This window comes from Streptomyces sp. NPDC057697 (genome assembly GCF_042799335.1).
Classification (GTDB): Bacteria; Actinomycetota; Actinomycetes; order Streptomycetales; family Streptomycetaceae; genus Streptomyces.
The window spans coordinates 1-19,392 of the sequence record NZ_JBHVJA010000017.1 but is presented as its reverse complement, the minus strand read 5'-3'; the positions used below and the strand labels follow the sequence as shown (position 1 = coordinate 19,392).

18 protein-coding genes, 1 pseudogene and 1 riboswitch are annotated in these 19,392 nt (G+C 72.1%); of the genes and pseudogenes, 9 read left to right on the top strand and 10 right to left on the bottom strand.

Translation table 11 applies throughout. The features are described 5' to 3' along the window. Positions 1 to 17: 17 nt before the first annotated feature. Together ACFVFH_RS32060 and ACFVFH_RS32055 are read left to right on the top strand one after the other, a co-directional pair. Entirely contained in the window at positions 18 to 581 is a 564-nt protein-coding gene (locus tag ACFVFH_RS32060; RefSeq protein ID WP_383775264.1) for a carboxymuconolactone decarboxylase family protein, read from the top strand. A gap of 173 nt (positions 582 to 754) precedes the next feature. Further along, a complete protein-coding gene (locus tag ACFVFH_RS32055) occupies positions 755 to 1,345 on the top strand; it encodes a TetR/AcrR family transcriptional regulator (RefSeq protein ID WP_383775262.1) in 591 nt (196 codons plus the stop codon). A gap of 65 nt (positions 1,346 to 1,410) precedes the next feature. Here ACFVFH_RS32055 and ACFVFH_RS32050 read toward each other — a convergent pair whose 3' ends face one another. Next, positions 1,411 to 2,412, bottom strand: a complete 1,002-nt coding sequence (locus tag ACFVFH_RS32050; RefSeq protein WP_383775259.1) for a DUF6745 domain-containing protein — start codon at positions 2,410 to 2,412, stop codon at positions 1,411 to 1,413. A gap of 82 nt (positions 2,413 to 2,494) precedes the next feature. Beyond that, positions 2,495 to 2,821, bottom strand: coding sequence for a hypothetical protein (locus tag ACFVFH_RS32045; RefSeq protein WP_383775256.1), 327 nt, complete (start codon positions 2,819 to 2,821; stop codon positions 2,495 to 2,497). Between the two features lie 196 nt (positions 2,822 to 3,017). Between ACFVFH_RS32045 and ACFVFH_RS32040 the strand changes: the two genes are divergently transcribed. The 6 genes from ACFVFH_RS32040 to ACFVFH_RS32015 are packed head-to-tail and all read left to right on the top strand — an operon-like array spanning position 3,018 to position 9,185. Next, entirely contained in the window at positions 3,018 to 3,974 is a 957-nt protein-coding gene (locus ACFVFH_RS32040) for an STM4015 family protein (RefSeq protein WP_383775254.1), read from the top strand. Positions 3,975 to 3,980: 6 nt separating this feature from the next. Further along, a complete protein-coding gene (locus ACFVFH_RS32035; protein ID WP_383775251.1) occupies positions 3,981 to 4,952 on the top strand; it encodes an STM4015 family protein in 972 nt (323 codons plus the stop codon). After that, positions 4,933 to 6,087 carry an STM4014 family protein gene (locus tag ACFVFH_RS32030; RefSeq protein WP_383775249.1) on the top strand — a complete coding sequence of 385 codons (1,155 nt, stop codon included), beginning with the start codon at positions 4,933 to 4,935 and terminating at the stop codon, positions 6,085 to 6,087. The genes ACFVFH_RS32035 and ACFVFH_RS32030 overlap by 20 nt, the downstream gene beginning before the upstream one ends. Before the next feature lie 37 nt (positions 6,088 to 6,124). Beyond that, the gene (locus ACFVFH_RS32025) at positions 6,125 to 6,940 is read left to right on the top strand and encodes an STM4013/SEN3800 family hydrolase (protein WP_383775461.1); all 816 of its coding nucleotides are present in this window, start codon (positions 6,125 to 6,127) and stop codon (positions 6,938 to 6,940) included. Beyond that, on the top strand, positions 6,937 to 8,301 hold the full coding sequence (locus ACFVFH_RS32020) for an STM4012 family radical SAM protein (RefSeq protein ID WP_383775246.1): 1,365 nt from the start codon (positions 6,937 to 6,939) through the stop codon (positions 8,299 to 8,301). Before ACFVFH_RS32025 ends, ACFVFH_RS32020 begins: the two co-directional genes overlap by 4 nt. Before the next feature lie 8 nt (positions 8,302 to 8,309). After that, positions 8,310 to 9,185, top strand: a complete 876-nt coding sequence (locus tag ACFVFH_RS32015; protein WP_383775243.1) for an STM4011 family radical SAM protein — start codon at positions 8,310 to 8,312, stop codon at positions 9,183 to 9,185. A 289-nt stretch (positions 9,186 to 9,474) separates the two neighbouring features. Here the strand turns inward: ACFVFH_RS32015 and ACFVFH_RS32010 are convergent, their stop codons facing one another. The 3 genes from ACFVFH_RS32010 to ACFVFH_RS32000 all read right to left on the bottom strand — a co-directional run bounded on the left by ACFVFH_RS32010 (position 9,475) and on the right by ACFVFH_RS32000 (position 13,994). Next, positions 9,475 to 10,320: an SGNH/GDSL hydrolase family protein gene (locus ACFVFH_RS32010; RefSeq protein ID WP_383775240.1), complete on the bottom strand. Its 846-nt coding sequence runs from the start codon at positions 10,318 to 10,320 to the stop codon at positions 9,475 to 9,477. Between the two features lie 190 nt (positions 10,321 to 10,510). Then, complete coding sequence (locus ACFVFH_RS32005) at positions 10,511 to 11,440, bottom strand: peptidoglycan DD-metalloendopeptidase family protein (protein ID WP_383775237.1); 930 nt, start codon at positions 11,438 to 11,440, stop codon at positions 10,511 to 10,513. Positions 11,441 to 11,443: 3 nt separating this feature from the next. Next, positions 11,444 to 11,600: riboswitch (cyclic di-AMP (ydaO/yuaA leader) on the bottom strand. Between the two features lie 297 nt (positions 11,601 to 11,897). After that, a complete protein-coding gene (locus ACFVFH_RS32000; RefSeq protein WP_383775234.1) occupies positions 11,898 to 13,994 on the bottom strand; it encodes an alpha-galactosidase in 2,097 nt (698 codons plus the stop codon). A 225-nt stretch (positions 13,995 to 14,219) separates the two neighbouring features. On the opposite strand from ACFVFH_RS32000, the gene ACFVFH_RS31995 reads away from it, so the two are divergent. Continuing rightward, positions 14,220 to 15,032 (top strand): tyrosine-protein phosphatase, encoded by an 813-nt coding sequence (locus ACFVFH_RS31995; RefSeq protein ID WP_383775231.1) that lies wholly within the window; start codon positions 14,220 to 14,222, stop codon positions 15,030 to 15,032. 19 nt (positions 15,033 to 15,051) lie between these two features. Here the strand turns inward: ACFVFH_RS31995 and ACFVFH_RS31990 are convergent, their stop codons facing one another. The 5 genes and pseudogenes from ACFVFH_RS31990 to ACFVFH_RS31970 form a co-directional block, all read right to left on the bottom strand. Continuing rightward, on the bottom strand, positions 15,052 to 15,219 hold the full coding sequence (locus ACFVFH_RS31990; protein WP_176729046.1) for a DUF6126 family protein: 168 nt from the start codon (positions 15,217 to 15,219) through the stop codon (positions 15,052 to 15,054). 33 nt (positions 15,220 to 15,252) lie between these two features. Further along, positions 15,253 to 15,861: a helix-turn-helix domain-containing protein gene (locus ACFVFH_RS31985; RefSeq protein ID WP_383775229.1), complete on the bottom strand. Its 609-nt coding sequence runs from the start codon at positions 15,859 to 15,861 to the stop codon at positions 15,253 to 15,255. A gap of 60 nt (positions 15,862 to 15,921) precedes the next feature. Next, complete coding sequence (locus ACFVFH_RS31980) at positions 15,922 to 17,319, bottom strand: aspartate aminotransferase family protein (RefSeq protein ID WP_383775226.1); 1,398 nt, start codon at positions 17,317 to 17,319, stop codon at positions 15,922 to 15,924. Beyond that, positions 17,316 to 19,217, bottom strand: coding sequence for a 1-deoxy-D-xylulose-5-phosphate synthase (gene dxs, locus ACFVFH_RS31975; protein WP_383775223.1), 1,902 nt, complete (start codon positions 19,215 to 19,217; stop codon positions 17,316 to 17,318). Before dxs ends, ACFVFH_RS31980 begins: the two co-directional genes overlap by 4 nt. A gap of 26 nt (positions 19,218 to 19,243) precedes the next feature. Next, positions 19,244 to 19,392: pseudogene (locus ACFVFH_RS31970) on the bottom strand (4-hydroxy-3-methylbut-2-en-1-yl diphosphate synthase); the annotation flags it as partial.

Below are 19,392 nucleotides of genomic sequence, written 5' to 3'. Positions count from 1 at the left end.
ACCGAAGGAGACCGGCCATGACCGCCCGAATCCCGCTCGACCCGCCCCGTACCCTCCTCTTCCGCGCCGTGTCGTGGTACTCGAAGCGTGCGTTCGGCAAGGTCATCGATCCGCTGCGGGCCAATGCCCACCACACCGGGGTGCTGTGGGCGGGAGCCCGCTTCGAGCTCTCGGTGGGCCGGTGGAAGAAGCTGGACGCGCAGCTCAAGGGGCTGGCCGTGATGGCGTCCGCGGCCACCGTCGGCTGCGGCTGGTGCATGGACTTCGGCTACTGGGAGAACCACCGGCACGGTATCGACCCGCGCAAGCTGCGTGATGTCCCGATGTGGCGGGAGAGCGAGGTGTACACCCCGCTGGAGCGTGACGTCATGGAGTACGCGGAGGCGATGAGCGTCACCCCGCCGGAGGTCGGGGACGAGCTGGCCAAGCGGCTGCGGGCCGCACTCGGCGAGGCGGGGTTCGTCGAGCTCACGACGGTGGTCGCGGTGGAGAACATGCGCTCCCGGACGAATTCCGCTCTCGGTCTGACCAGCCAGGGCTTCAAGGACCGGTGCGAGGTGGAACGCCCCGCCGGCCGCTGATCCGCACGGGCGGCCGTCGCCCCGCCGCGGTCGCCGCGCCGGGGCGACGGGCACGGGGGCGCCGGTCCGGAGCGCCGGCCGTGCCGTGCCGGGGCCGCACCCGGCTCCGCCCCGCGTCTTCCCGTGCGTGGCATATTCGTTAGGGTGACGCCGTGGCGAGAGTGCGGTTGAGCGTGGCGGAACGACGTGAAGAGCTCCTGCGCGCTGCCGTCGAACAGATCGAGGTGCGGGGAGTCGCGGCGGTCCGGATCGCCGATGTGGCCTCGGTGCTCGGAGTGAGCAACGCGCTCGTGCTGTATCACTTCTCGACCAAGGAGAAACTGGTCGCGGCGGCCTTCGCCCATGCCGCCGAGGCCGATCTCGCCCAGCTGCGCAAGGTCCTCGGCCGCCGCACCAGTGCGGTACGGCGGCTGCGCGCCGCCATCCGCTGGTACGCGCCGACGGGGCAGGCCAAGGGCTGGCGGCTGTGGATCGAGGGCTGGGCCGCCTCGTTGCGCGATCCGGCGCTGCGCAATGTGGCCGGCGATCTCGACCAGCAGTGGAAGGCCGAGCTGGCCGAGGTCATCGAAGAGGGTGCCGCGGCCGGTGAGTTCCACTGCGACGACCCGATGTCCGCGGCCTGGCGGCTGACCGCCCTGCTGGACGGCCTGGCCGTGCAGACGACGTCGTACGCCGGTCCGCTCTCCCGGGCCACGATGCTGGCCTGGACCGACGAGGCGCTCGCCCGTGAACTCGGCATCGACCGCGAGGCGCTGACGGCCTGACCCCGCCCGCCCCGTCGGCGGTCCGGGCGGTGGTCCGGCGGCGTGACCCGGGCGGCGGACGGCGGTCAGGTCTGGCGCACGGGTGCGTACGCGTCGCCCTGGAGTCCGAAGGTCCACGCCACACCGTCCTTCGCGGTCCTGGTGCCCGGCGGCACCCGCAGCCAGTAGACACGGTGCGTGCCGTCCGGCTCGGGGGTGGAGTTGACCACCTCGACCATCACGACGTCCTCGTCGCCGTCCAGCGCGATCCGCCAGAGGACACCCGTCTCGTCGCGGTGGACCGGCTCCGCGCCGGATTCGGTGAGGTAGCGGTCGTAGCCGTAGAACTCCAGCATCACGCGGCGCAGTTCCGCGTTCGCCTCCTCGCGTATCCGCGCGGGGGTGAGGGTCTTCAGCTCCTCCAGGAACTCCTCGGGCACGGGCATGCCGCGCCAGGCGTGGAGGGCGAAGCCGTCGCGGTAGGCCAGCGCCGGGCCGTCCCCCCGGTCGAGCCGCCCCGCCTCGTCCCGGTGCAGCGCCTCCGGGCGCTCGCTGATCACCACGACGCGCTCGTAGGGCCACCACCAGCCCGCGTGCCGGGCCACCTCCGCCAGGCCGTCGAGCCGGTCCCCCCGCCCGTCGAAGGCGGCGAGCCAGGCAGCGTCGTGCTGGCCGAGGACCGCGTCGAGCAGCACCAGCCGGACGTCGGACGCTTCCTCGGGGCTCCGGGCGAGGTCCGCGACCACGCCGGACCTGATCCGCTCGGCGAGTGCCGCGGTGGTCTCCCAGAGCTGGGCGCCGGTGGCGGACCACAGCGCGGACCAGCCCGCCGGGCCCAGTTCGTCGTACATCCGGCGCCGTTCCTGCGCCCACGGCCGGGTCCGTATCTCGTCGCGCACCGAGCGCCCGGCGTCGACGAGCTTCTCGACGGCCTCCACCGCGGCCCTCGGCGAGTCGACCCAGACGATCCGCTCCGGCTCGGCGAGTCCCGCGCTGCGGTAGGCGAGCCGCAGCCCGTCCTCGGCCGCGGACCGGTCGGCCGCTCCCGTCGCCGCCGCCACGGCCCGCCATGCGTCCACGTACTGCATCGGTCTTCCCCGTCCCCTGTGTTCTTCGAGTTCTGTTCTGTGTGCTGTGCGGTGTCGTCGGTGGCGCGCCGTGCGCGGGCCGTCAGTCGGCGACGACGCGGACCGCGCCGGGGGTGTACTCCCGCTGGCGCACCACGCGGTACCAGCCCCGGGACAGCGGTATCGCCGCGTGCTCCTCGTGCACCACCCGGCCACCCTCGGGGAGATGGAGCAGCATCGGCCCGAACACCCCCGCCTCGCGCATCAGCCGGCCCGGTCCCTGGACCGCGTGGGCGTGGCCGGTGACCTCGCCGAGCGCGAGGACCATGCGGCCCCGGCCGTCCCTCGGCTCACCCGGCGCGTCCACGAGATGCGCGGGCACCGCCGACTCCTCCAACGACACGATCAGTACATCGCCCTGCCGGTACACAGACGTCTCCCCTCGAAGGCCGCACCCGCTGTGCCGGCCATCGGGAAAACGCTAAGGGGAGGGTCTGACAGTCGGCCCGCGGACAGGACCGCCGGGGCCGCGTCGTCGCTCCCGCGGTCCCGGCCGCGCCGTTGTCAGTGCGGCTTGATAGACCTTGTGGACATCAGCCGTCCCCCAGTACCAGGAGCCCAGGGTCATGTCCGGTGTGGACCATCTGCACGAGTTTCTCGGCCTTCCCGTCGTCGACTTCCAGCATGCGACGGGTGAGGCGCCCGTGCAGGCCGCCGACGCGGCGGCCTGGCGCATCTCGGTCGATCCGTACGACGACGACTCCGAGAAGACCTGGGAGGAGGCCTTCCGCACGTTCCTGGACACGGTCGACCCGGCCGGGGTGCGCGCGCTGATCGTCGGTCAGTGGGGCGAGTCCTACGAGGTGACGTCGTCCTACCCGATCGACCTGATCATCGCCGCCGCGGACCGGCTGACCTCGCTGGAGGCCGTCTTCGTCGGCGACATGACCATGGAGGAGAACGAGATCTCCTGGATCGAGCAGTCGGACGTCACGGCGCTGCTGAACGCCTTCCCCGGTCTGCTCGAACTGGGCGTGCGCGGTGGCACGGACCTGGTCTTCTCCCCCGTGGAGCACGACCGGCTGCGGGCGCTGACCATCGAGACCGGCGGTCTGCCCCGTGCGGTGATCCTGGGCGTCCTGGACAGCGCGCTGCCCGCGCTGGAGCGGCTCGATCTCTGGCTCGGCGTCTCCGCCTACGGGGGCGACGCCGATGTGGCCGACCTGGCCCCGCTGCTCGCCGGCAGCCGCTTCCCCCGGCTCACCCACCTCGGGCTGCGCAACAGCGAGTTGCAGAACGAGATCGCGACGGCCGTCGCGAGCGCCCCGGTCGTCGCGCAGCTGCGCGTCCTCGACCTGTCGAACGGCACCTTGGGCGACGAGGGCGCGGCGGCGCTGCTGGACGGGCAGCCGCTGACCCATCTCGAACAGCTCGATCTGCACCACCACTTCATGACCGAGCCGATGGAGCGCCGGGTCGTGGCGGCGCTGAAGCCGCACGGGGTGCGGGTCGATGTCTCGGAGCGCGAGAAGCCCTGGGGCGACCGCGGCATCGAGGGCCGTTACACCTCGGTGTCGGAGTGAGGTGCGATGACTGACATCGGACATCCCGATTCCTTTCACGGCCTGCCCGTCCACACCCTGCCGGGCCCCGGTGCGGCCTCCGCCGCCCCGCTCCCGGACGCCGGTGCGGTCGCGTGGCGGCTGGAGAGCGCCTGGCAGGGCGATCTGACGTTCGACGCGCTGTGGCAGCTCTTCCTCGACACCGTCGACACGACGCGTGTGCGGGCGCTGCTGATCGGGCCCTGGTGGCAGGAGCACTACACACCCTTCGGCCCGGTCCTCGATCTGCTGGTCGGACACGCCGACCGCTTCCCGTCGCTGCGCGGGCTCTTCCTCGCCGATGTGGTCGGCGAGGAGTGCGAGCTGTCGTGGCTCGACATGTGCGACGTCACGCCGGTGATCGAGGCGTTCGGACAGCTGGAGGAGTTGACGGTGCGCGGCTGCGGCCGGGAGCCCGAGGACCGGCCGTCGCTCCACCTCCGGCCGGTGCGACACGCCTCGCTCAGATCGCTGCGGTTCGAGTCCGGCGGGCTCCCGTCCGCTGTCGTGCGGGCGGTCGGCGCCTCCGAGCTGCCCGCGCTGGAGCACCTCGAACTCTGGCTCGGCGTCCCGTGGTACGGCGGGGACGCCACGGTCGAGGACCTCGCGCCGCTGCTCTCCGGTGCGGCGCTTCCCGCCCTGCGCCACCTCGGTCTGCAGAACAGCGAGATCCAGGACGAGATAGCGGCGGCCGTGGCCTGCGCCCCGGTGGTCGCCCGGCTGGAGTCGCTCTCCCTCGCGATGGGCACCCTCGGCGACGAGGGCGCCGAGGCGCTGCTCTCGGGCCAGCCGCTCTCCCATCTGACCTCGCTGGATCTGCACCATCACTACATCAGCGACCCGCTGATGGACCGCCTGAAGGACCTGCTCGGTCCGGACCGGGTGAACGGCGAGATCCACGATGTCGAGTACTGGGATCCGGAGGAGGACGACGACCGCTATGTCGCCGTCGGCGAGTAGGACGACGGGCCCGGCGCCGCGCTTCGCCGTCGTGGGTGTGCCCGGCAACCGCCGGGTCACGCTCTTCCAGGACGCCGTGCGCTCCGCCGGGCTGCCTGCGGCGCGCGTCGTGCCCTGGTCGGACGTGCTGCGCGGCCGGGCCGGGTTCCTGCCCGGCGAGACCGTGCGGATGGACTCCCCCGGTGAGGACCCCGAGGTGGAACGGCTGCTGCGGAAGGTCGGGGATCCGACCCGGGTCGAGGGGAGCGCCGTCTGGTACGCCGGGTTCACCGCGGCCGTGCGGACGGTGGCACGGGCGGCGTCCGCCGCCGGTGCCGTGCTGCTCGACGACCCCGGGGACATCGCGGTGCTGTTCGACAAGCGGCTCTGCCACGCCGTGCTGGACGGCGCCGGGGTGCCGGTCCCGGCGTCGCCGACCTCGGGGGCCGCGGCGCCCGCGGTCGGGGGCTGGGCGGACGTGCGGGAGCGGATGGCGGACCACGGCATGCCCAGGGTCTTCGTCAAGCCCGCGCACGGCTCGTCCGCCTCGGGGGTCATGGCCGTGGAGACCGCCGGGCCCGGCCGGATCAGGGCCACCACCTCCGTGGAGCGCGACGCGTCGGGCCGGCTCTTCAACTCCCTGCGGGTGCGCCGGATCACGACGGAGCGGGAGATCGCGGAGATCGTCGACGCGCTGGCGCCGGACGGGCTGCACATCGAACGCTGGCTGCCCAAGGCCACCCACCGCGGCCGGGCTGCGGATCTGCGGGTCGTGGTGGTGGCGGGCCGGGCCACCCACGCCGTCGTGCGCACCAGCCACTCCCCCATGACCAACCTGCACCTCGGCGGCGAGCGCGGCGATCTCGACGACGTCCGCGCGGCCGTCGGGGCGGCGGGCAGCAGCTGGGCCGAGGCCCTGGCCGTGTGCGAGCGGGCCGCGGCGTGCTTCCCGCGCACCCTGTGCGTGGGCGTCGATCTGCTGCCCTCGACCGGCTGGCGGCGCTTCGCCGTCGGCGAGATCAACGCCTTCGGCGACCTCCTGCCGCGGCTGACCGGCCTCCCGGGCAGCGGCGCCGAGGGCCTGGACACCTACGCGGCGCAGGTCGCCGCCACCATGAACAGAGCAAGGAACCACCGTGCAACCGCCACCGCCTGACACCGCGCGTACCCCCGAGGACGCCCGCGACCCGGACATGAGCGAGGTCGTGGGCAGCCATGACCTGCTGTTCGTCACCCTGGACACCCTGCGCCACGACGTGGCGGCGGAGCTCGCCGCCGAGGGACGCATCCCGCATCTGGCCCGCCATCTGCCGGGCGGCGTCTGGGAGGAACGGCACGCGCCGGGAAGCTTCACCTACGCCTCCCACCAGGCGATGTTCGCCGGGTTCCTGCCGACACCGACCGGTCAGGGGCCGCACCCCCGCCTGTTCGCTGCCCGGTTCGCGGGCAGTGAGTCCACCGCCCCGGGCACCTTCGTCTTCGACACACCGGATCTGCTCTCCGGCCTGGAACGGGTGGGCTACCACACCGTGTGCATCGGCGGTGTCGGGTTCTTCGACAAGCGCGGGCCGCTCGGTTCCGTGCTGCCCGGCATGTTCCGGGAGAGCCACTGGGAGCCGGAGTTCGGTGTGGCGTCGCCCACCTCCTTCGAGGCGCAGGTGGCCCGTGCCGAGCAGGTCGTGGCCGGACTCCCCGCGGAGCAGCGGCTCTGCCTGTTCGTCAATGTGTCCGCCCTGCACCAGCCCAACTGGTTCCACACACCGGGGGCCACCCGCGAGGCGGGCGACTCCCGGGCCACCCACGCCGCGGCCCTGGAGTACGTCGACGCCCACATCGGCAGGCTCTTCGCGGCCGCGAGCAGCCGCCGCCGCTGTTTCGCCATCGTCTGCTCGGACCACGGCACGGCATACGGGGACGACGGCTACACGGGTCACCGGATCGGTCACGAGTCCGTCTGGACCGTTCCGTACGCGCACTTCTTCCTGGAGCCGGGGGCCACCGCACCATGAGCCGCACCACGACCGCCGCGCCGGCCACCCGGCCGTACCAGAGCTATGTCTACGCCTATCCGCACAAGACCGCCTACCGGCCGCTCGCCGAGCGGCCGGGGCTGCGCGAGCTGTGGGCGGGCGAGCGCAAGGACGCCCTCTCGCTCTACCTCCACATACCGTTCTGCGAGGTCCGCTGCGGCTTCTGCAATCTCTTCACCCGCATCGGCGCTCCGGACGAGCTGACGACCCGGTACCTCGACGCGCTGGACCGGCAGGCCACCGCGGTCCGGGAGGCGCTGGGGGACGACGGGCCGGTGCGTTTCGCCGCGGCCGCGTTCGGCGGGGGCACGCCCACCTTCCTGACCGCGGGCGAGCTGGAACGGCTCTGCGACATCGCGGAGAAGCGGATGGGCGCCGATCTGCGGTCCGTGCCGCTGTCGGTCGAGACCTCGCCGTCGACCGCGACGGCCGACCGGCTGGCCGTCCTCGCCGAGCGCGGTACGACCCGGATCAGCATCGGGGTGCAGAGCTTCGTGGAGGCGGAGGCGCGGGCCGCCGTGCGCCCTCAGCGGCGTGCGGACGTGGAGGCGGCGCTGGACCGGATACGCGAGGCCCGCATCCCGGTCCTCAACATCGACCTGATCTACGGCATCGACGGACAGACCGAGGAGAGCTGGCGCACCTCGCTGGACGCGGCGCTGGGCTGGCGTCCGGAGGAGCTGTACCTCTACCCCCTGTACGTGCGCCCGCTGACCGGTCTGGGCCGGTCCGGCACGGACACCGGTGCGGCGGCGGACGCAGCCTGGGACGAACAGCGGCTGCGGCTGTACCGCGCGGGCCGGGACCACCTCCTGGCCCATGGCTACGAGCAGGTCTCGATGCGGATGTTCCGCCGCGCCGACGCCCCGAGGACGGACGGCCCCGACGACTACGCCTGCCAGACCGACGGCATGATCGGGCTGGGGTGCGGCGCGCGCTCGTACACCACCCGGCTGCACTACTCCTTCGACTACGCGGTGGAGATGCGGGAGGTGCGGGCGATCATCGACGGCTACGCCGCCACCGAGGACTTCTCCCGCGCGCAGGTCGGACGGTACGTCGACGGCGACGAGGCGCGCCGACGCCACCTCCTGCAGTCGGTCCTCCAGGCCGAGGGGCTGCGTCTGGCCGAGTACCGGGAGCGGTTCGGCACCTCGCCGGCCGAGGACTTCCCCGGTGAGCTGGCCCGGTTCGAGGCGCGCGGCTGGCTCGACGCGCCGGCCGGGGCCCTTGGGCTGCTGCGGCTCTCCCCGGAGGGCCTGGCCCACTCCGACGCCCTGGGCCCGGAGCTCTTCTCCCCCGGTGTACGCGCCGCGATGGCCGCGTACGAGCTGAAGTGAGCGCGCCCATGGAGCTGACGATCCTCTACCGGGGCCCGCTCGCCTCGTGCGACTACGACTGTCCGTACTGCCCGTTCGCCAAGCGGCGCGACAGCCGGGAGCAGCTGCGTGCCGACCGGGCCGCGCTGGAGCGGTTCACGGCCTGGGCCGCGGCGCAGACCGGGGACCGGATCTCGGTCCTCTTCACGCCCTGGGGCGAAGGTCTGGTGCGCTCCTGGTACCGCCGTGCGCTGGTCGAGCTGGCGCGGCTGCCGCACATCCGCCGGGTGGCGATCCAGACCAACATCAGCTGCCGTACGGGCTGGCTGGCCGAGGCCGGTGCGGCGGGCCGCGAGAAGATCGCGCTGTGGTGCACCTACCACCCCGGGCAGACGCCGTACGAGCGGTTCCTCGGCAAGTGCCGGGAGCTGGCCGCGCTCGGCATCCGGCACAGTGTGGGTGTCGTCGGGCTCGACGACCACCTCGACGAGGCACGGCGGCTGCGTGCCGCGCTGCCCGAGGAGGTCTATCTCTGGGTGAACGCGGCGGAGGGCCACACCTACACGGACGAGGAGGCGGACCGCTGGACGGCCGTCGACCCGCTCTTCCCGTACAGCCGGCATCCGCACCGCTCGGCCGGGCTGCCCTGCCGGACCGGGGAGTCGGTCGTCTCGGTGGACGGTGACGGGACCGTGCGGCGCTGTCATTTCGTACCGGCGGAGCTCGGCAACCTCTACGACGGGAGCTACCGGAAGGCCCTCGGTCCACGCGCCTGTCCGCTGGCGGTCTGCGACTGCCACATCGGCTATGTGCATCTGGAGACGCTGCCGCTGTACGACGTCTTCGCGGGCGGTGTGCTGGAGCGGATACCGGCGTCGCCGCCGTCCCCCGCCCGACGCGTCTGAGGGGCGGACACCCCCGGCAGGGGCCCGGCGAGGACACGCGCCCCGGGGCCTCTCGTCCGGATCGGACCGGGCCCGCGTGCCCCGGCGCGATCCGGACGAGAGGCTCCAGGACCTGGGGGTGTGTCGAAAGTCCCGTCTGTCCGGCGGTGTCCGGCGCACACGCTCGCCGCGTCGTCGGGACCGCCCCGGTACACCAGGTACCGGGGGCGGCCCTCCGCCGTGCGATCGCACGCACCGGACACCGCCGGGGCCGCCCTTCGGGCGGACGACGCCACTTTCGGCGCCGGCCCTAGAGCGGCAGCAGGTCCGGCCGCTTCGCCTCGACGTGGTCGCCGGAGGACTCGCCACGCAGCCGTCGGCCGATCCACGGCACCAGGTACTCCCTCGCCCAGTGGATGTCGTCGCGGCGCACTTCGAGGGTGCCGCGCTGGGCCTGCGGGGGCCATTCCTGGTCGGGGTCGGCCGGCACGTCGAGGCCGAGGACCTGGGCGGCGCGGAGCGCGACCCTGGTGTGTCCCTCGGGCGACAGATGGAGCCGGTCGTCGTCCCAGGCGCGCCGGTCCTGGACGGACCGCAGCGACCACAGGTCGAGGACCGGGCAGTCGTAGCGGTCGGCGATGGCCCGCACATGGGCGGTGTACGTGGCGATCTTGCCGCGCAGATGGCGCAGCACGGGAATGCCACGGGTGTCGAAGCCGGTGGTGACCATGACCGTGCCGACCGCTTCGGTCAGCTCCGCGACCGCGCGCTCGAAGCGCTCGGCCACGTCGTCGGGGTCGGTGCCCGGCCGGATGATGTCGTTGCCGCCCGCGCAGAAGCTCACCAGGTCGGGTGCGAGCTCCTTGGCGCGCGGCACCTGTTCCTCGACGATCTGGTCGAGGAGGCGTCCGCGTACGGCGAGATTGGCGTACCTGAAATTCCCGTGCGCGGAAGCTTCGGCACCCGCTTCGGCGCCGGGGTCCGGGAGCTGGTCGGCGAGGAGTACTGCGAAACGGTCGGCCCAGCCGACGAAGGTACCGTCCGGGCCGGGGTCGCCGACCCCCTCGGTGAAGCTGTCGCCAATCGCCGCGTACGACCCGATGACGCCCTGTCGGTTGATGACGCCACGTTGGTTTTTTCTCGAATCGTCTGCCACAAACGCTTATCCTGCACTGCCGAATGTGACCTACGCGACCGTAATAAGGGGTTGACGGGTGGTGACATAGACCACCCGGTCAGGTTTTGGTAAAGGGGGAATAAGCAGAAGGGGCGGTGCGCCGCCGCGCACCGCCCCTTTCCGGGTTGCTCAGGTCATGCCGTGTCGCTCAGCTGCCCGGCCGTCCGGCTCAGACGTAGATGCCGTGCGAGGCCAGGAAGGCGATCGGGTCGATGTCCGAGCCGTAGTCCGGGCCGGTGCGGACCTCGAAGTGCAGGTGCGGTCCGGTGGCGTTGCCGGTGGCGCCGGAGAGGCCGATCTGCTGGCCGGCGCCCACGGTCTGACCCGTCGAGACCGAGACGGAGGACAGGTGGCCGTACTGCGAGTAGTGGCCGTCGGCGTGCTTGACGACGACCTGGTTGCCGTACGCGCCGCCCCAGCCGGCCGCGACGACGGTGCCGGAGGTGATGGACTTCACGCTGGTGCCGGTGGAGACGGGGAAGTCGATCCCGGTGTGGCTGCCGCTGGACCAGTTGGAGCCGGAGGCGCGGTAGTTGGTGGTGTGGTTGCCGGGGACCGGGTGGACGTAGCCGGAGCCGTTGCTCTGGGCGGCGGGGGCCTCGGCCGGGGCCTTGGGCTGAGCGGCGGGCGCAGACTGGGTCGCGGCGGACTTCTCGACGGCCGCCGAGGGCGCCTTCGACGGGAGGGCGGAGCCGGTGCCGGCGCCGGTGGGCGCGGCAGCGGCGGCGGTCGCTCCGGCGCCGAGGGTCAGCTTCATGCCCGGGAAGATCAGGCTGGGGTTCTCGCCGACGACCTTGCGGTTGTCCTGGTACAGCTGCTGCCAGCCGCCCTTGATCTTGTGCTCGGCGGCGATCTTGGACAGGTAGTCGCCGGAGACGACGGAGTACGTCGTGGGGGCGGCCTGCTTCTGGGCGACCGGCTCGGCGTGCGTGACGGCGGCCGACCGGGGAGCGGCGGCCGGGGCGGCCTGCTCCGCGGCGTGGGCACCCGTGGCGCCGAGCAGCGGCAGCGCGAGGACGGCGCCACCGGCGCCTGCCGCGGCGACGCCGCGGGCGATGGGGCCGAAGTTCGGACGGCGGTGCTTACCCGATATGGGCATGGCGTTTTTCCTCTCCGGCGCCTGCGAGGTGAGCTGTCGGGTTCGGGCTGGAGATGCCCGGCCGCGTCGAGCGCGACTTCACCCCTAGCCGTCCGGAATTCTCCGGCCGGCGGCTTACCTGGTTCCCCCGCTCCTGCCACGCGATGAGTGGATGTGAATTCCGGACGGCGGCAGGATTAGGCGGTCCGTCCGGATTGACGGTGACCGTAAGCGAGCCGGGACGACGAGAACAAGCCACAGGTTCCACGCCGGGATTCCGCGCCGGGAAATCGGCACGGAATCCCGGTCACACTCCGTGGATTAAGGATCTTGGCATTCCGCACCGCGCACGGAATGCCCGACTCGCCCGTCACCACACACGGTCACGGATATGATCCCGCTCACGAGGCGGTGATGATCTCCCGCACAATCAGGCCATGTTCGGGCAAAAGCCTGTATTACGGACAGACCCCGTCGCTCACGTCCGCCGGAACCTCAGCACCCCCGCGTCGAGATCGCCCCGGAGTCCGGTGTGCAGCCCCTGGTGCAGCAGCACCGAGCCGTGGTGCACCGCCCCCGTGTCCAGGCAGGTGTACGTCGCTTCGGGGTCGAGCCCCCGCAGCCGCAGGGCCGGGGGCCGCTCCCCGTACCGCTGCGCCTCCAGCCACATCAGGACCACGGTCTCCTCCCCGTGGACGTACTGGACCGCGCTGAGGCCGCCGCGCGGCTCGCGCAGCCGGTACAGCGCGCCGTACTGCACGACCGGCCGGATCTCCTTGTAGAGCTCCACCCAGGTCCGGGCCTCGGCCAGTTCCTCCTCGCTCCATTCGGCGAGGTCGCCGCCGACCCCGAGCACCCCGGCCATGGCGCTCACGAAACGGAACCGCAGCGAGCTGACCCTCCCGTTGAGCTGGTGGTTGGGGCTGTCGGTGACCCAGGCGGCCATCACCCGCGCCGGATGGATGTGCCCGAAGCCCTCCTGGATGGCGAGACGGTCGAGCGGGTCGGTGTTGTCGGAGGTCCACACCTGGTCCGTACGGGACAGGATTCCCAGGTCGACCCGGCCGCCGCCGCCCGAGCAGGACTCGAACGCGACCGCGGGGTGCGCGGCCCTGAGCCGGTCGATCAGCGCGTAGAGGGCGTTCACGTGCTCGATCCAGATCTTCTGCGGGTACTCCTCGCCCGGCCAGCCCGCGTCGGTGAAGCAGCGGTTGAAATCCCATTTCACATAGTCGACGGGCGTACCGGAGAGCAGGGCGTCCAGCTGCTGCCAGAGGTATTCCTGCACATCGGGGCGGGCCAGATTGAGCACCAGCTGGTTGCGGTACTCGGTGCGCGTCCGCCCGGGGAAGTGCTGCACCCAGTCGGGGTGCGCCCGGTAGAGATCGCTGTCGGCATTGACCATTTCCGGTTCGACCCAGATTCCGAACCGCATGCCGAGCCCGTGCACCTCGTCGGCGAGCGGCTTCAGCCCGCCGGGGAAGCGGTCCGGATTGGCCGTCCAGTCGCCCAGCCCGGCGTGGTCACTGGTCCGCTGTCCGAACCACGCGTCGTCCACGACGAACAGCTCGACGCCCATCGCCGCGGCGCGCCGGGCCAGGGCGCGCTGCTGGTCGAGCGAGATGTCGAAGCCCGTCGCCTCCCAGGAGTTGTAGAGCACCGGGCGGGGCACCTCGGCGTCCGGGATCACATGGGCCAGCTGCCAGGCGTGCCAGGCGCGGCTCGCCCCGCCGAACCCCTGCCCGCTCCACAGCCCGGCGAACACCGGCGTGGTGTAGGACTCCCCCGGCGCGAGCCGCAGCAGCCCGGAGTCGTCGTATCCGGCGCCGCCGGTGATCTGTACGAGCCCGTCGGGCAGCCGTTGCACGGAGATCCGCCACGACCCGGACCAGCCGAGCGCACAGCCGTACACCTCGCCGCTCTCCTCGGTCGCCGTGCCGTCGGCGTCCAGCGCGACCCACGGCAGGTACTGGTGGCCGGTGTGGCCGCGGCGGCTGGAGACGACGCTCTCGCCGTGCATCAGCTCAGCCCGCTCCAGCCGCGACTCCGCCGCCCAGCGCCCGTGCAGCCGGCTGAGCCGCCAGCCGTCGCGGGCGGGCAGCGTCCAGGCGGCCGCGTCGGCGCGCAGCAGTTCCAGCGGCGGGCCGTCCGGTCCGGCGTGGGCGACGGTGGCCCGGCGCTCCACGACGTCGGAGCCGTCCCGCATCCGGTAGTGCAGGGTGAGGGCGAGCCGGTGCACGGAGTCGGTGAAGCCGAGCCGCAGTTCGTCCCCGTCCACCTCGGCGGCCTCGAAGGCCCATTCGGTGCCGCGGACCTGCGGGGTGCGCACCGAGAGCGCCGGGCGGACGAACCGGGGGCCGCCCTCCACCGGATACTCCTCCCGGCCGTCGAGCGGGGACTCGAAGGCCCGGAAGGGCAGCTCCGGCGCCGCGGCCAGGGCTTCGGCGGCCGCGAGGGAGATCCTCGGCCCCCAGTGCAGATGGACCAGTTCGTCCTGGTCGGTGAGTCGCAGTGCGTAGCTGCTGCTCGCGCCGGTGAGCAGCCAGATACGGCCGGTGGTGCCCGTCTCGATCATCGCATCCCCACATTTCAACAGTTCCGCACATCATCGACCATGCCTGGGGTGCGGGCAACGGGCCCGGACGGAATTCACCGGGCGGATCCGCCTCGGGAGAACCGGAGTTAGCCCGGGTATCGACAGGGCGGAACCGAGATGATTGCCTGAGGAATCGATGTCGTATCGTCGCCGAAGTGGCCTCGCGGACGACCCGCGTCGGCACCAGATCCTCCAGGAGTCACCGTGACGCAGCACGTGCCGCAGGTCCCGTCGGCGGAACCCGAACTGGCGGGTGTCCTCAACTTCCGCGACGTGGGCGGGCTGCCCACCGGGGACGGCCGGCGGGTGCGGTACGGACGGCTCTTCCGCAGCGGCCACCTCGCGCGCGCCACGGCCGAGGACGCCTCGTTCCTCCACGGTCTCGGCCTGCACACGGTCTTCGACTTCCGCAGCGCCGCCGACCGCCGGCTGGACGGCCTGGACGTGGAGCTGCCCGGCGTGCGGAACATCAACATCCCGCTCTCCGACCCGGCCGACGGTGCGGAGTTCTGGCACATGGTCCGCCACGGCGACGTCGAGCAGCTGCACGCGGTCCTGGGCGACGGCAAGGGGGCGAACCGGATGATCGCCTCGTACCGCTCGATCATCCGGGACCGCACCGCCGAGCACAGCCGGGTCCTGCACGCCCTGGCCGAGGACAGCGTGCCCGCCCTGCTGCACTGCGCGGCGGGCAAGGACCGGGCCGGTGTGTCGATCGCGGTGGCGCTGCTCGCCGTGGGCGTCGAGCGCGACGCCATCGAGGCCGACTACCTCAAGTCCAACGACGCGCACCGCCGCTACAAGGTGCGGCGCGGCGACGCCTCGGAACTGGTCATGCCGGCCGAGGTGGCGGCGCTGCTGAACCCGCTCTTCGGCGCCCACGCCGACTATCTGACCGCGGCGTTCGCCACCATCGACGAGGTCTGGGGCGGCACGGAGCGCTACTTCTCCGAGGGTCTGGGGCTCGCCCCCGAGACCCGCGAGCGGCTGCGCGACCGGCTCCTCGACGAGGTGTAGCCGGAGCCGCCCGCCGCGGTCAGCCCTTGCCGGCCACCGCGAAGAGCAGGTAGAGGAAGGCCGCGAAGATGTGCCCGGCGATGAGATAGGCGAACAGCCTGATCACCACGCCACGCGGGAACTTCCGCTCCTGGGCCTCGTAGTTCTTCCTGGATCCGAGCGGGTCGAAGTTCTCTGAATCGGACATGACGGTCCTCTCTGGCGACCGGGGCAACCGGTCTCAGCGACGGTGGATCCCGCTGCCGAGACACAGCTCGGCGGCGGGGCTCTGCAGGAGGGTGTGGACGAAGAGCAGCTCGGCGCCGTCGCGGTCGACGGCCGTGATCCGGTGCGGGGTGAGCGAGTCGAAGTGCGCGCTGTCGCCGGGGGCGAGGTCGTGCACGGTCTCCCCGAGCCACACCCGGAGGTGCCCGGCGAGCACGTAGAGCCATTCCTCGCCCGGATGGACGCGGACGAGGTCGCTCTGCGCACCGTGCGGAACCCGTACGCGGAGCGCCTGCATGGCCCGGCCGGAGCCACCGGCCTGCCGGTACATCCAGCCGTCGGCCTCGGCCCCTTCGAACGTCCCGCCGCGGATGATCGCATCGCGTTCCGGGGGCGTCTCGCCGAGCAGCTCGGAGACCGTCGTACCGTAGATCCTGGCCAGACCGAGAAGCATCGGCAGCGAGGGCTGCCGGCGTCCCGTTTCGAGCCGGGAGAGATGGGCGGGCGAGAGACCCGCCCGCTGAGCGGCGGTCTCCAGGGTGAGACCACGGCTCCGGCGCAGATCGCGCAGGCGGGGCGCGACTCCGGGCAGCTCGTCGGCCACCCCTCCGTCTGGAGGATTCATGTACCCATTGGGCCAGGATCCTGCCTGAGAGGCAAATAACTTGCCTCTCAGGCAAAAGTCTCAGTGATTGGCCACGGCCTGCTTCACCAGTGTCCTGCCGAAGTCCCACATCAGCCCACCGCCGCTGTGTGCGTCGTCCATCACAGCGGTGAACGCCGTGACGAACCGGTCGACGTCCGACTCGTCGATCACCAGGGGCGGAATCAGCTTGATCACTTCGAGGTGGTCGCCCGAGACCTGGGTGAGGATGCGGTGTTTCTGGAGCAGTGGCACCACCACCATCTGCGCGAAGAGCCCCTTGCGGGCCGCCTGGAGCACGGTCCAGCGGCTGCGCAGCTTCAGCGAGGAGGGCCGGCCGAACTCGATGCCGATCATCAGCCCCCGCCCGCGCACCTCGTGCAGCAGCTCGTAGCGGTCGACCAGCGCGGTCAGCCGCTCCCGCAGCAGCTCGCCGGTCCGCCGCGCATGGGCGACGGTCTCCTCGTCCTCCATCACCGCGAGGACCGCGAGCCCGGCCGCCATCGCCTGGGCGTTGGAGCCGAAACTCGCGGAGTGGACCAGGACCCGGTCCATCGAGGAGTAGACGCGCCGGAAGATCCAGTCCTTGCCCAGGGTCGCCCCGACCGGCACATAGCCGCCGGAGAGCGCCTTGGCGACACAGACCAGATCGGGCTCGACCCCCTCCTCGTGCTGGTACGCGTAGAAGTCGCCGGTCCGGCCGAGGCCGGTCTGCACCTCGTCGGCGATGAGCAGGGCCTTGTGCCGGTGCAGCAGCTCCTGGGCCTCGCGCAGGAAGCCGGGGGGAGCGGCGTGGACGCCCTTGCCCTGGACCGGCTCCACGACCAGGGCCGCCACGTCGCCGCGCTTCAGCTCGCGCCGCAGGGCGTCCAGGTCGCCGAGCGCGATGGCGGTGTCCGGCAGCAGGGGGGCGAAGCCGTCCCGGAAGCCGTCCTCCCCATTGACCGAGAGCGAGCCGGTCGTCAGCCCGTGGAAGGCGTGGGCGCAGTAGAGGATCCTGGGCCTGCCGGTGGCGTAGCGTGCGAACTTCAGGGCGGTCTCGACCGCCTCCGTGCCGCTGTTGCCGAAGAAGACCCGGTCCAGGTGCGGGCTGTGCGCGAGCAGCCTCTCCGCCAGCAGTCCGGGCAGCGGCTGGCAGTCGAAGCGGGTGAGATCGGCGAGCGAGGCGTCCAGGACGTCGTGCAGGGCCTTGCGTACGACGGGGTGGTGCCGGCCGAGGCCCATCACCCCGAATCCGGCGAGCATGTCGAGGTAGTCGTTGCCGTCCGCGTCCCAGAAGTGCGCGCCCTCGGCCCGTTCGTAGACCTTGTCGAAGCCGATCGTGCGGAGCATCCGGGGCAGTTGGTGGTTGAGGTGCTTGGTGTGCAGCTCGTAGCGTTCGGCGCCGCGCTCCGCGAGGAGCCGCGTCAGGTCGAAGCCCTGGGGCCGGTCGTCGTTCATTCCCCGCTCTCCTCGGTCCTCGTCGCCGCCTTCCCGGCGGCCAGTGCGGCGCTGATCCGGCCGGCGATCTCGACCGGGGTGAGCCCGATGTCGGCCAGCACCTCGGCGCGCTTGCCGTGCGCGAGGAACTGCTCGGGGATGCCGAACGTCCGCAGCGGTACGTCGACCGAGGCGTCCCGCAGCGCCTGCCCGACCGCCGAACCGACGCCCCCCGCCCGGCTGTTGTCCTCGACGACGGCGACCAGCCGGTGCCGGGCGGCGAGCGGGGGCAGCGCCTCGTCCACGGGCTTGACCCAGCGCGGGTCGACGACCGTGCAGCGGATCCCGGCCCCGGCCAGCAGATCGGCGGCGTTCAGACAGACCGGGGCGAGCACCCCGACGGCCACCAGCAGCACATCGGGTTCGTCCGCCCGGTGCAGCACGTCCATGCCGCCGATCCTGCCGACCGCCGGGACCGGCTCCCCCACCGACTCCTTGGGGAACCGGATCACGGTGGGCGCGTCGTCGACGGCGACGGCCTCCCGGAGCTGGGCCCGGAGCTGGTCGGCGTCGCGCGGGGCGGCCAGCCGCAGCCCGGGGACGACCTGGAGCACGGACATGTCCCACATGCCGTTGTGCGAGGCCCCGTCGGGGCCGGTGACACCGGCCCGGTCGAGGACGAAGGTCACCCCGCACCGGTGCAGCGCGACATCCATCAGCAACTGGTCGAAGGCCCGATTGAGGAAGGTGGCGTAGACGGCGACGACCGGGTGCAGGCCGCCGGTGGCCAGGCCGGCCGCGGAGACGGCGGCGTGCTGCTCGGCGATGCCGACGTCCCAGACCCGGTCCGGGAATGCCTCGGCGAACTTCGTCAGCCCGACGGGGTGCAGCATCGCCGCCGTGATGGCCACGACGTCCGGCCGCTCCTCGCCGATCGCGGCGATCTCGTCCCCGAACACCGAGGTCCAGGAGGGCCCGCCGGACGGGACGAGCGGGGCGCAGGTCAGCGGGTCCATCGCGCCGACGGTGTGGAAGCGGTCGGCCTCGTCCAGCAGGGCAGGCGGGTAGCCGCGGCCCTTCTCGGTGAGGCAGTGCACCAGCACCGGGCCGTGGAAGCGCTTCGCCCGGTGCAGGGCGGATTCGACGGCCGCGATGTCGTGGCCGTCGATCGGCCCCAGGTACTTGAGTCCGAGGTCCTCGAAGAGCCCCTGCGGGGCGAAGGCGTCCTTGAATCCCTTCTTCGCGCCGTGCAGCGACCCGTACAGCGGCTGTCCGATGACCGGTGTCTGCCGGAGCACGTCCTTGCCCCAGGAGAGGAAGCGTTCGTACCCGTCGGTGGTACGGAGGGTGGCGAGGTGGTCGGCGAGGCCGCCGATGGTGGGGCCGTAGGAGCGCTCGTTGTCGTTCACCACGATGATCAGCGGCCGGTCGCGGGCGGCCGCGATGTTGTTCAGCGCCTCCCAGGCCATCCCGCCGGTCAGGGCCCCGTCGCCGATGACGGCCACGACGTGGTCGCTCCGCCCGCGCACCTGGTGCGCCTTGGCGAGGCCGTCGGCCCAGCCGAGGACGGTCGAGGCGTGCGAGTTCTCGATGACGTCGTGCGCGGACTCCTCCCGGGAGGGATAGCCCGACAGGCCCCCTTTGCCGCGCAGCTTGGAGAAGTCCTGCCGTCCGGTGAGCAGCTTGTGGACATAGCTCTGGTGCCCGGTGTCCCAGAGGATGCGGTCGACCGGCGAGTCGAAGGTCCGGTGCAGGGCGATGGAGAGCTCCACCACCCCGAGGTTGGGCCCCAGGTGGCCGCCGGTCCTGGCCACCGCACGGATGAGGAACTGCCTGATGTCCTCGGCGAGTTCGCCGAGCTGTGCTTCGTTCAGCGCCTTGAGATCGTGCGGCCCCCGGATGCTCTCCAGAATCGTCACGCTCGGGCCCCCTCTCTGGTTCCGTTTCAGCTCACGGTGACGGCGGGTTCCCCCGACGGCGTGCCCGCCTCCGCCATGCCCTCGGCGATCTTCAGGGCTTCCTCGATCAGCGTCTCCACGATCTTCGACTCGGGCACCGTCTTGATGACCTCGCCCTTCACGAAGATCTGCCCCT